The following is an 11,021-nucleotide window of genomic DNA, read 5'->3' on the forward strand; positions in this document are numbered from 1 at the left end:
TAGCTCGGCAGAATGTGCAGTCTAACGCGGTGCGCTGACTGGCGAAGTTTCGGGGATAAGTGGTGCGACTGATGGTGCAAGCCCGCCGTGTTCATCGCATTTGCATGACACGCGCTCGCCGCTGTCGACGTTCATCAGGGTCAGGCTGCCGCCCCAGACACAGCCGGTGTCCAGCGCCGAGATCCCCGGTTCGTGAACATCGCCTTCCAGCGCGGCCCAGTGGCCGAAGATGATCCGCAGACCGCGGGTCTTGCGCTCTTTGTGCTGGAACCATGGCTTGTAGCCAGGCGGTGCGCTGTCGAGGCCTTCCTTGCTCTTGAGATCGAGCTTGCCGTCGGCGGTGCAGAAGCGCATGCGGGTGAAATAGTTGGTGATGACGCGCAGGCGGGTAACGCCTTTGAGATCGTTGTCCCATTTCGCCGGTTCGTTGCCGTACATGCCGTCGAGGAAGGCAGGAAACAGGTTGTCATCGCGCAATGCGGTCTCGACTTCGCCTGCGCACTTCAACGCGCGACGAAGCGACCATTGCGGCGGTATGCCGGCATGGACCATCACGACATCGCGCTGCTCATCGTAGTGCGCAAGCTTTTGCTGACGCAGCCACTCAAGCAGCTCAGGGCCATCGGGTGCTTCAAGGATTTCGCGCAACGTGTCGGATTTTTTCAGGCGCTCGACGTGCCTGCTGACAGCCAGCAAATGCAAGTCGTGGTTGCCCAGCACACAGACCAGTGACTCGCGCATGCCATAAAGGAAACGCAGGGTCTCAAGAGACTGCGGGCCACGGTTGACCAGATCACCGACCAGCCACAGCCGATCGAGCTTCGGGTCGAAAGCCACTTGCTTGAGCAGACATTTGAGCGGTTCGAGGCAACCTTGCAGATCGCCCACGGCGTACGTGGTCATCAGTGCAGGGCTCCGGGCACGGCGAGGCGGAAGGGCTTGATGATCGCGTCGAAATGTTTGCCGTCGGTAGCGACCATTTCGTAGGTGCCCTGCATGGTGCCGACCTTGGTGGTCATCACCGTGCCGCTGCTGTAGGTGTGGCTTTTGCCAACGTCGATCAACGGTTGCTGGCCGACCACGCCGGCGCCGCGAACCTCTTCGACATGCCCGTCACCGTCGGTGATCACCCAATGCCGTGACATCAGCCGGGCGGGCTGCTCGCCATTGTTGTGCACGGTGATGGTGTAGGCGAAGGCGAAGCGGTCATGTTCGGGTTGCGATTGGTCTGCCAGATAGCGAGTGACGACACTGACATCGACCTGATAACGAGGATCGGACATGCAAAAGGGCCTTAAGCAAAGCGGAACGCGAGGCGTAGCTGATGGGGAATCAGTCTAGGCAAGTATCGGGCAGTAAACCAGAGTGGCGTCCTGCCCGATAGCGTTCATCGCCGGTCAGTCGGCGGCTGGGGAGGCCGGGACTTGTATGGCGAGCTGGTCAGCCAGGCGTACGAACGCGGCCAGATCCAGTTGCTCCGGACGCAGGCTGCCATCGACACCGGCGGCTTCTATCTCGGCATTGCTGAGCAGTTGCTTGAGGGTGTTGCGCAGGGTCTTGCGGCGTTGATTGAACGCTTCGCGCACAACACGCTCCAGCAACTTGTGATCCTTGGCCGGGTGCGGAAGCACGGCGTGCGGCACCAGGCGAACGATCGCCGAGTCGACTTTCGGCGGCGGGTTGAACGCGCCCGGGCCAACGTTGAACAGGTGTTCCACGCGGCAATGGTACTGAACCATGATCGACAGACGACCCCAGTCGCCACCACCGGGGCCCGCCGCCAGCCGCTCGACCACTTCCTTTTGCAGCATGAAGTGCATGTCGCGAATGATGCCGGCGTTGTTCAGCAGGTGGAAAATCAGCGGCGTGGAGATGTTGTACGGCAGGTTGCCGACCACGCGCAGGCTGTTCGGCGCGGCGTTGAGGGTGTTGAAGTCGAACTTCAACGCATCGCCCTGATGCAGGTTGAAGTTGCTCTTGCCGGCGAACTGCTGGTTGAGGATCGGGATCAGGTCCTTGTCCAGCTCGACCACGTCGAGTTGCGCACCGGAGTTGAGAATGCCGGCGGTCAGCGCGCCCTGACCCGGTCCGATTTCCAGCATGCGGTCGTCAGGCTTGGCGCTGATGGAGCGCAGGATGCGGTCGATGACGCCGGCATCGTGCAGGAAGTTCTGGCCAAAGCGTTTGCGCGCCTTGTGTTGGTATTGCTCGGTCATAAACGGGTCTCGGCCATCTGGTAGGCGGTTTCCAGGGCGACCTGCAGGCTGCCGGTGTCGATCTTGCCGCTGCCGGCCAGATCCAGGGCAGTGCCGTGGTCAACCGAGGTGCGGATGATCGGCAGGCCGAGGGTCACGTTGACCGCAGCGCCGAAGCCTTTGTACTTCAGCACGGGCAGACCCTGGTCGTGGTACATCGCCAGCACTGCGTCGCAGTGCTCCAGATATTTGGGGGTAAACAGAGTGTCGGCAGGCAGCGGGCCACGAAGGTCCATGCCCTCGCCGCGCAGGCGCTCTAATGTCGGTTCGATGATGTCGATTTCTTCATGGCCCAGGTGTCCGCCTTCGCCGGCGTGCGGGTTGAGTCCGCAGACCAGGATGCGTGGCCGGGCGATGCCGAATTTGTCTTGCAGGTCGGCGTGCAGAATCCGCGTGACCCGTTCCAGCCGCTCCGGCGTAATTGCATCGGCAATCTCGCGCAGGGGCAGGTGAGTGGTGACCAGTGCCACGCGCAGGCCGCGAGTAGCCAGCATCATCACCACTTGGGCGGTATGCGTCAGGTCGGCGAGGAATTCTGTGTGTCCGGAGAAAGCGATGCCCGATTCGTTGATCACACCTTTGTGTACCGGTGCGGTGATCATCCCGGCGAAGTCGCCGTTCAGGCAGCCGTTGCCGGCGCGGGTCAGGGTTTCCAGAACGAAGGCAGCGTTAGCCTTGTCCAGTTGCCCGGCAACCACGGGTGCGCTCAGCGGGGTGTCCCAGACGTACAGGCTGCCGGCGGGTGCCGGCATGTCCGGCCACTGGCCGGGTACCACCTCCAGCAAAGTGACGGCCAGCCCCAGCTGCGCGGCCCGCTCGGTGAGCAGGTCGCGGCTGGTGATGGCAATCAGGGGATGTGGCTGGGCTTGCGAGGCGAGCAGCAGGCACAGGTCGGGACCGATGCCGGCTGGTTCGCCGGGTGTCAGCGCGAAACGCCGGGGTTTCACTGCGCTGCCTGGTCTGCACCAGGGAGTTTGATTTCTACGTAGGCTTCTTCACGAATCTGACGCAGCCAGTTTTGCAGCTCTTCATCGTATTTTTTGTTACGCAGAACGGTCATCGCTTGTTGCTCGCGAGCCTGCTCGGTGCTGTCGGTGGCGCGGCGGCCAAGGACTTCCAGAACGTGCCAGCCGTACTGAGTCTGGAACGGCTTGGACAGTTGACCTTGTGGGGTCTTGGCCATCACTTCGCGGAATTCCGGTACCAGTGCGTTTGGATCGATCCAGTTCAGATCGCCACCGTTGAGCGCCGAACCCGGGTCTTCGGAGTAGTTCTTCGCCAGTTCAGCGAAGTCTTCACCGGCCAGGATGCGCTCGTACAGCGATTGCACCAGGGCCTTGGTCTTGGCTTCGTCACGGATCGGGCTTGGCTTGACCAGGATGTGGCGCACATGCACCTCATCACGCATCTGGGCTTCGCCACCACGTTTGGCCAGCAACTTGAGGATGATGAAACCACCCGGAGTGCGTGCAGGCTGAGTGATGTCACCAACCGCCATGCTGCTCAACTCGCGGTCGAACGGCGGTGGCAGTTGCGCGGCTTTACGCCAGCCCATGTCGCCGCCTTCCAGGGCGTTGTCGCTGCCGGACTTGGCAACGGCCATTTGACCGAAGTCAGCGCCTTGCTTGAGCTTCTGGTAAACGTCCATCGCCTGGCGGTAAGCGCTCTGAATCGCATCAGAGTTGGCGCTTTCCGGCGTCGGGATCAGGATGTTGGCCAGGTGCAGTTCTTCGGACAGCTGCATCTTGCCCATATCGGAGGCGAGGAAGTTCTTCACTTCCTGCTCCGAAACCTGGATGCGCTCTGCCACACGACGCTGACGCACACGGCTGATGATCATCTCGCGCTTGATCTGGTCACGGGCGTCGTCGTAGGACAGGCCATCGTGAGCCAGAGCCGCGCGGAATTGATCCACGGTCATGTTGTTGCGCTGGGCAATAGTGCCAACCGCCTGGTTCAGTTCTTCATCGGTAATGCGGATGCCGGAACGTTCGCCGATCTGCAGTTGCAGGTTTTCGACGATCAAGCGCTCGAGCACTTGCTGATCCAGCACGCCTGGAGGCGGCATGCCGCCGCCACGCTTGGCGATGGTCTGCTGAACTTCGTGGACGCGCTGGTCCAGTTGGCTCTGCATGACCACGTCGTTATCAACGATCGCGACCACTTTATCGATGGACTGTACTGCGGCGTTGGCCGCAGTACCCAGGAACAGCGCGCCCAGCAGCAGCGGGCGCAGAGAATCAGAAAGCTTGGTCTTCACGTTGACGATAACCTTGGATGCCTTTGTCGAGGAAGCTCTCTACCTTGGCGCCAGTCAGGCCGCCGAGTCCCTTCAGAACAATTTGGAGGAAGACGCCGTGGTCGCCTTTTTCGTTTTGCGGAGCTTCCTGACTGAATTCGTCGTAGGAAACCCAGTAACGGTTGATCAGGCGCAGTTTCCAGCAGCAGTTGTCGTATTCGAAACCACCGAAGGCTTCCAGCGTACGGTTGCGGTTGTAGTCGTACTGCCAGCGGCTGATCGCGCTCCATTGTGGAACGATCGGCCAGATGACCGAGAAGTCATGCTGCTGGATCTTGTAGTAGTCCTTCACGTAGCCAGCCTGGCCCGGAGTGCCGTAGTCGCCACCCGTCTGCCATTTACCCGTGGTCTGGTCGTAACGGATCTGGTCGTTACGATAGCGATAACCGACGTTGACCACCTTGTTCGGGTTGTCTTCAGGCTGGTAGTGGAACATCGCGCTGCCGGAACGTGGGCTGCGGCTGTCCGGGTCCCAATTGTAATCGGCCGTGGTACGCCAGTCGCGGTTCCAGCGGTATTCGTATTCCAGCGCGTATGGCGATACGTCGGACTGGGCATCCTTGCGATCCTTGAACGCAATGCCTGGCAGTTGTACCTCGCGGTCCTTGAAGTAGTAAGCCTGACCGACGCTGATGCGTTGACGCTCGAAACCGTCGTCTTCGATCCAGCGGCTGGTCACGCCCAGCGACAGCTTGTTCTCGTCGCCGACACGGTCGGAACCGGAGAAGCGGTTGTCGCGGAACAGCGACGCGTAGTTGAAGGTGTATTCGCTGGTGTCGAATACCGGAATGTCTTCCTGATCAACCTTGGGTACATACAGATAGAACAGGCGCGGTTCCAGGGTCTGGCGATAGTTCTTGCCGAAGTACGACGTGTTGCGGTCGAAGTACAGACCGCTGTCGACGCTGGCGATCGGTACACCGCGGCTCTGGTTGCTGTCGAAGGTGCCGTTGAGTTTGTTCTGCTCAGCGTTTTGCGTGGCAATGTCGCGTTTGCCCTGGCCATCAAGATCCAGCTGGTATTGCGTGTACTGGTACTTTAGCGATGGCTTCAGGAAGCCATAAGTCCAGTTCATTGGCAGGCTGACACCCGGTTTCAGGTTCAGACGGTCGCCGTTAGCGCGCGCCAGGCCGAATACGTTGGTATCGAGACGCGGCGTACCAATGGTGCCGTCGGCATTGACCGGCCCACCGTTTTCGTCAAGGAATCTGCCGGTTTTCAAATCACGATCAAACCGCACAAGCTCGGTCTCGTAATCGAAGTTCAAACCTTCCGGGTGATACGGCAGCTGACCGTTGAAGGTGATCTGTGGCAGGCGACCGTAAGGCGTGATGTTCGAAACGGTCGCGAGCTGGTACTGCTGAGCGTTCAACATGGCGGTATACGAGTCGCCACGATAGGTCACCGAACCCTGCTGGTTCACGAAGTCAGCGCTCTTCACACCGATCTGATCGGTGGTCAGGTCCTGGAAGTAGTACGGGTCGCTGATTTTGGTGTAGTCAACCTGAGTCATCACACGGGAGTCGAGACCGCCCTTGTGCTGCCAGTTGTACATGTAGCGATTTTTTTCGTAATCGGTCTGTTTGCTGCGATCGGTATCTTCGTCGTTCAGATACGCCGCACCGAACTGGCCTTCGCTGGACTTGGTCAGGTAACGGAACTCGCCTTCGACCAGCATGCCGCGCTTGCTCATGTAACGCGGGTACAACGTGGCGTCGTAGTTCGGCGCCAGGTTGAAGTAGTACGGGGTGACCAGCATGAAGCCGGTATCGCTGCCGGTGCCGATGGTCGGCGGCAGGAAACCCGATTGGCGACGGTCGTCGATCGGGAAGTAGATGTACGGCGTGTACAGGACCGGAATGTCCTTGACCCGCAGTGTCACGTTGGTCGCGGTACCGAAGCCGGTGGCAGGGTTCAGGGTGATGTTGTTGCCCTTGAGCTGCCAGGCGTTGCTGTTCGGTTCGCACGTGGTGTATGTGCCGTCCTTCAAGCGAATGATCGCGTTCTCGGCACGCTTGGCGTACAGCGCGTTACCGCGGATGCGCGATTTGTGCATCACGTATTCGGCGTTGTCGACCTTGGCTTCACCGGTGTCGAGCTGCACATCGGCGTGGTCGCCGACGATCAGTGCACCGTTGTCGCGAATGCGCACGTCGCCATTGAGTTCGGCGCGGCTCTCGGCCTGGTACAGGCTGGCCTCGTCGGACTCGACCTGCATGCTGCCCTGACGCAGGACCACGTCGCCGGCCAGCGTACCCACCTGATCTTCGGTGTTGTAGCGCGAGGCCTTGGCGCCGATAAAGGTCGGTGCGTCACTTTTATTCGTCTTGTCATTCATGCCAGGACGAATCGGTTCGATATAGGAACCAGAGCAGTAAGGACCGGTCTCGGCCAATTGGGCGGCGGTGAGCTTCTCGCGCGGAACCCAGTCGAGGTGACTGTAGTCTTCGCTACGGGATTTCAGACCGCGGCCTTTGGCTTCGGTGACCAGCACAGGCTTGGCGCCGGTGTCGGATGTGGAACCGTTCTGGGCCGGGGCTTCGCCGGCGGCGCTGACGGCACTGCCGTCATGCACCGGACGCGGCGGCAATGCAGCGGCCGGCGTCTTGGGCGCACACGCCCAGCCACCCGTTGCCGAGACGGCGCAGTCATACTGCTCGGCGGCAACAACGAATTGACTGGCCAGAGGTTGCATAGCCAGCAGACTGCCGGTTACCAACAACGGAAATTTTTTACGAAACGCGGGGGATTTCAATGCCATCTTATTAGTCCGGGCTTCCTGCGTGCCATCTGCCCGCGGTGTGGGCCGCACGCCTCTCGATGGTCTGAAAAAGATGCTGGATAATAAAGCATGACCCGCTTGACGGCTAGCGCCGTCGGAGACCCTTGCAATGCCTGACCAAGATGTACGCTTGCAACACCTGAAAGTTTGGCTCGAAGAGCAGTTGGCAATCCTGTTTGCAGATCAGGGCTGGGGCGCCGTGCCCCCGGCCACGTTGACCGCGGCCAGCAGCGACGCGAGTTTCCGGCGGTATTTCCGTTGGGAAGGCGCGGGTCGCAGTTTCGTCGTGATGGACGCGCCGCCACCCCAGGAAAACTGCAAACCGTTCGTGGATATCGCCTTTTTGCTGGCGAAATCCGGAATTAACGTGCCGAAAATTTATGCAGAAGACCTCGAACGCGGATTTCTTTTGCTCAATGACCTGGGCAACAAGACCTATCTCGACGTTATTGACAGCGAAAATGCCGACGCTTTGTTCAACGATGCCTTGCAGGCACTGTTGGCGTTTCAGCAATTGCCGATGGTTGCACCGCTGCCGAGTTACGACGTGACGCTGCTGCGCCGTGAGCTGGAGCTGTTCCCCGAGTGGTACGTGAAGCGCGAACTCGGTATCGAGTTCGACGCGGCCCAGCAGCAACAATGGCAAGCCGTCAGCGAGTTATTGATCGACAGCGCCCTGGCCCAGCCGAAAGTGCTGGTGCACCGCGACTACATGCCGCGCAACCTGATGCTCAGCGAGCCGAACCCCGGCGTGCTCGACTTTCAGGATGCGGTCTATGGCCCGGTCACCTACGACGTAACCTGCCTGTTCAAGGACGCCTTCCTCAGTTGGCCTGAAGAGCGCGTGCGTGGCTGGCTGGAAAGTTACTGGCAGCAGGCCTCGGCGCTGGACATCCCGGTGCAGGCCGACTTCGAAGACTTCCTGCGCGCCAGCGACTTGATGGGCGTACAACGCCACCTGAAAGTCATCGGCATTTTTGCCCGGATCTGCCATCGCGATGGCAAACCGCGCTACCTGGCCGACGTGCCGCGTTTCTTCGCCTATATAGAGGCGGTGATTGCGCGTCGTCCTGAACTGGCTGACCTGCAGGCATTGCTCGCCAGTCTGCGTGGCGGAGTGAGCGCATGAAGGCGATGATTCTGGCGGCAGGCAAGGGCGAGCGCATGCGCCCGCTGACCCTGACCACCCCCAAACCGCTGGTGCGTGCCGGCGGCGTGCCGTTGATCGAATATCACCTGCGCGCGCTGGCGGCGGCTGGTTTCAGCGAGATCGTGATCAACCATGCCTGGCTCGGTCAGCAGATCGAGGATCATCTGGGCGATGGCTCGCAGTTTGGCGTGAGCATCCGGTACTCGCCGGAAGGTGAGCCGCTGGAAACCGGCGGCGGGATTTTCCGCGCCTTGCCGTTGCTCGGTGACGATGCGTTTCTGGTGGTCAACGGCGATATCTGGACCGATTACGACTTCAGCGTGCTGCATCAACCGATCAACGGTCTGGCGCATCTCGTCCTGGCGGACAACCCGGCCCATCATCCGACGGGCGATTTCACCTTGACTGAAGGCCGGGTGCACGATGGCCAGCCGGACGCGCCAACCCTGACCTACAGCGGCATCGCCGTGCTCCATCCGCAGTTGTTCGATGGCTGCGCGGACGGCGCATTCAAGCTCGCACCGTTGCTGCGCAAAGCCATGGCAGACGGACAGGTCAGCGGTGAGCGTCTGAAAGGGCACTGGGTGGATGTCGGTACGCATGAGCGTCTGGCCGAAGCTGAAGCATTGATAGAAGCGAGTCGTTGATATGTTGTGGCCAGGGACTCTGATTGGAGCCGGAGCGGGTTTTGCGATCGCCAGCATTCCGGGGGCCATGCTTGGGGCATTGTTGGGACAGGCGCTGGATCGGCGCCTGCACCTGCAAAGCTGGGGGCACTTGCGGGAAAAGCTCGGCGGGCGGCCGATGTTGCGCAACGACGAATTGCTGTTCGTGTTGCTCGGGCGTCTGGCCAAAAGTGACGGACGAGTGACGGACGGTCATATCCAGCAGGCGCGCCATGAAATGAACGCCCTGGAAATGAGCGAGCCGGCGCGGCGGCGGGCGATTGCTGCGTTCAATCGCGGCAAGTCCGGCGGCGACCGCCTGCGCGGTTATCTGCGCCGCCTGAGTGCTCAGCCACACGCCGCCGAGGGCGTGTTGCGCGCCTGCTGGCGGATGGTCTGGGCCGACGGTCGTGCGGGCGTCAGTGAGCGTGAATTGTTGGCGCAGTGGGGCAAGTGGCTGGGTTGGACAACCCAGCAGATTCAGGCGCTGGCCAATGATTACGAGCCGAACAAGCGGCCGATTGTCAGCGCAGCGGTGAGCTATCAGGAAGCGATGCGCCTGCTCGGCGTGTCGGCGACCAGCGAACCGGCGCAGATCAAGCGCGCCTATCGGCGCCTGCTCAGCCGTCATCACCCGGACAAGATCGCCGGCAGCGGCGCAACGCCGGAGCAGGTGCGTGACGCAACCGAGAAAACCCGTGAGCTGCACAACGCGTTTACTCTGATTCGGGCGCGGCGGGATTTTCGCTAGCGATTAAAAGATCAAAAGATCGCAGCCTTCGACAGCTCCTACAGGAAACGCATTCCAAGGTAGGAGCTGCCGCAGGCTCGGGCCGCGATCGGACGATCTTTTGCTTTTGTTTTTATCAGTCAGTCTTCTGCGGATTCAACCAGCCACGCACCCGCCGGAACAGCTGTTCCTGCTCAGCCTTCTTATCCGGTAACGCCTTGAGCGCCACCTGGCTGAAGGTCGACGTCTTCAAGCGCTTGCTGGCCTGCATGCGCTCCAGCGCTGCGTTGCGGTCCAGCGCTTTGTCCATGTAGAAAATATCGGCGGTCGGCAGCTTCAGGGTCGGCGTCAGTTCGGCCAGTTGCGGCTTGGCTTTGGTCGGTGATTGCGCATCGACCATCACCAGTTTCTCGACCTGTGCGCTCTGCCGCTCGCTGAGGAAACGCGCCGCCCAATAAGCGCCGGTGCCGTGACCGAGGACCACGACCCGGCGAGCGCTTTGTTGCTCGGCATAGGCGATTGCCGCGTCGATCCGCGCAAAGATCCGTTCGGCATCAGCCTTGGATTGTTCTTCAGTCGTTTCGGCGACCACCTGATCCGCCACTTCCGCTTCACCGCCCGCCGCCTGTTCGATCGGTTGCGCGGTGGTGGAATCCTTGCTGCCACTTTCCGGTGCTTTCGGCGCGGCGGCGGGCGCAATTACCCGCGGTGCGATGGCATCGCTTTGCAGATCCGGCAAGGTGATACTCAGGCTGCTCCACTCGACATCGGGCAATTTGCTGCGCAGCGGGCCGATCACTTGCGGCCAGTCAGCGGTTTCGCCGGCGCCAGGGACGATAATCACCGCACCTTTGGGTTCGGCGGTGTTGGCCGGTTTCCACAGAGCGAGGAAAGTGTCGGTGCCGGCCTGCAACTGCTGCTGTTCTTGCGCCGGGACTTTACGTTCGAGTGCTGCGGCTTCTTCCTGACTACGCTCAAGCAGTGGCTGGCGTTCGGCCGGTTTTTCGGCGGCCGGTTGCTCGGCAGTGGAGGCGGGCGCCGGATCGGCGGCTTCGACGGAAAACGCACAAGGCAGGATCAGCGACAGGCACAATGCTGGCATTGCCAGGCGGTAGACAGAGGGCATCGGTTATTCCAGGC

Annotated in this window: 10 protein-coding genes; 3 read left to right on the plus strand and 7 right to left on the minus strand. The window is 60.9% G+C overall.

From position 1 onward, the window contains the following. Positions 1–21 precede the first annotated feature (21 nt). From ACU680_RS16910 to ACU680_RS16935, 6 genes are all read right to left on the minus strand, one after another. Positions 22–903, minus strand: a complete 882-nt coding sequence (locus tag ACU680_RS16910; RefSeq protein WP_367085943.1) for a symmetrical bis(5'-nucleosyl)-tetraphosphatase — start codon at positions 901–903, stop codon at positions 22–24. Continuing rightward, positions 903–1,283: a Co2+/Mg2+ efflux protein ApaG gene (gene apaG, locus ACU680_RS16915; RefSeq protein WP_007966474.1), complete on the minus strand. Its 381-nt coding sequence runs from the start codon at positions 1,281–1,283 to the stop codon at positions 903–905. Before apaG ends, ACU680_RS16910 begins: the two co-directional genes overlap by 1 nt. Before the next feature lie 114 nt (positions 1,284–1,397). Continuing rightward, on the minus strand, positions 1,398–2,216 hold the full coding sequence (gene rsmA / locus ACU680_RS16920) for a 16S rRNA (adenine(1518)-N(6)/adenine(1519)-N(6))-dimethyltransferase RsmA (protein WP_007966472.1): 819 nt from the start codon (positions 2,214–2,216) through the stop codon (positions 1,398–1,400). Then, positions 2,213–3,202, minus strand: coding sequence for a 4-hydroxythreonine-4-phosphate dehydrogenase PdxA (gene pdxA / locus ACU680_RS16925; protein WP_448180034.1), 990 nt, complete (start codon positions 3,200–3,202; stop codon positions 2,213–2,215). Before pdxA ends, rsmA begins: the two co-directional genes overlap by 4 nt. After that, positions 3,199–4,515 (minus strand): peptidylprolyl isomerase, encoded by a 1,317-nt coding sequence (locus ACU680_RS16930; RefSeq protein ID WP_123589047.1) that lies wholly within the window; start codon positions 4,513–4,515, stop codon positions 3,199–3,201. Before ACU680_RS16930 ends, pdxA begins: the two co-directional genes overlap by 4 nt. Beyond that, positions 4,496–7,315: an LPS-assembly protein LptD gene (locus ACU680_RS16935; protein WP_367085941.1), complete on the minus strand. Its 2,820-nt coding sequence runs from the start codon at positions 7,313–7,315 to the stop codon at positions 4,496–4,498. Before ACU680_RS16935 ends, ACU680_RS16930 begins: the two co-directional genes overlap by 20 nt. Before the next feature lie 130 nt (positions 7,316–7,445). Here ACU680_RS16935 and ACU680_RS16940 point away from each other — a divergent pair, with 130 nt between their 5' ends. From ACU680_RS16940 to ACU680_RS16950, 3 genes are read left to right on the plus strand one after another with little or no spacing between them, the layout of a single operon-like run. Next, a complete protein-coding gene (locus tag ACU680_RS16940; RefSeq protein WP_448180035.1) occupies positions 7,446–8,465 on the plus strand; it encodes an aminoglycoside phosphotransferase family protein in 1,020 nt (339 codons plus the stop codon). Next, complete coding sequence (gene murU / locus ACU680_RS16945; protein ID WP_448180036.1) at positions 8,462–9,133, plus strand: N-acetylmuramate alpha-1-phosphate uridylyltransferase MurU; 672 nt, start codon at positions 8,462–8,464, stop codon at positions 9,131–9,133. The genes ACU680_RS16940 and murU overlap by 4 nt, the downstream gene beginning before the upstream one ends. Before the next feature lies 1 nt (position 9,134). Next, positions 9,135–9,902 (plus strand): TerB family tellurite resistance protein, encoded by a 768-nt coding sequence (locus ACU680_RS16950; RefSeq protein ID WP_367085937.1) that lies wholly within the window; start codon positions 9,135–9,137, stop codon positions 9,900–9,902. A gap of 115 nt (positions 9,903–10,017) precedes the next feature. On the opposite strand, the gene ACU680_RS16955 is transcribed toward ACU680_RS16950, so the two are convergent. Next, the gene (locus ACU680_RS16955) at positions 10,018–11,007 is read right to left on the minus strand and encodes an alpha/beta hydrolase family protein (RefSeq protein WP_448180037.1); all 990 of its coding nucleotides are present in this window, start codon (positions 11,005–11,007) and stop codon (positions 10,018–10,020) included. Positions 11,008–11,021: the final 14 nt, after the last annotated feature.

It is taken from the genome of Pseudomonas sp. LF020 (genome assembly GCF_053456425.1).

Excerpts from the sequence above, each read along its gene's own strand:
- ACU680_RS16910 (WP_367085943.1), bottom strand. The coding sequence starts at position 903 with ATGACCACGTACGCCGTGGGCGATCTGCAAGGTTGCCTCGAACCGCTC.
- murU (WP_448180036.1), top strand. The coding sequence starts at position 8,462 with ATGAAGGCGATGATTCTGGCGGCAGGCAAGGGCGAGCGCATGCGCCCG.
- ACU680_RS16935 (WP_367085941.1), bottom strand. The coding sequence starts at position 7,315 with ATGGCATTGAAATCCCCCGCGTTTCGTAAAAAATTTCCGTTGTTGGTA.
- ACU680_RS16955 (WP_448180037.1), bottom strand. The coding sequence starts at position 11,007 with ATGCCCTCTGTCTACCGCCTGGCAATGCCAGCATTGTGCCTGTCGCTG.
- ACU680_RS16950 (WP_367085937.1), top strand. The coding sequence starts at position 9,135 with ATGTTGTGGCCAGGGACTCTGATTGGAGCCGGAGCGGGTTTTGCGATC.
- rsmA (WP_007966472.1), bottom strand. The coding sequence starts at position 2,216 with ATGACCGAGCAATACCAACACAAGGCGCGCAAACGCTTTGGCCAGAAC.
- apaG (WP_007966474.1), bottom strand. The coding sequence starts at position 1,283 with ATGTCCGATCCTCGTTATCAGGTCGATGTCAGTGTCGTCACTCGCTAT.
- ACU680_RS16940 (WP_448180035.1), top strand. The coding sequence starts at position 7,446 with ATGCCTGACCAAGATGTACGCTTGCAACACCTGAAAGTTTGGCTCGAA.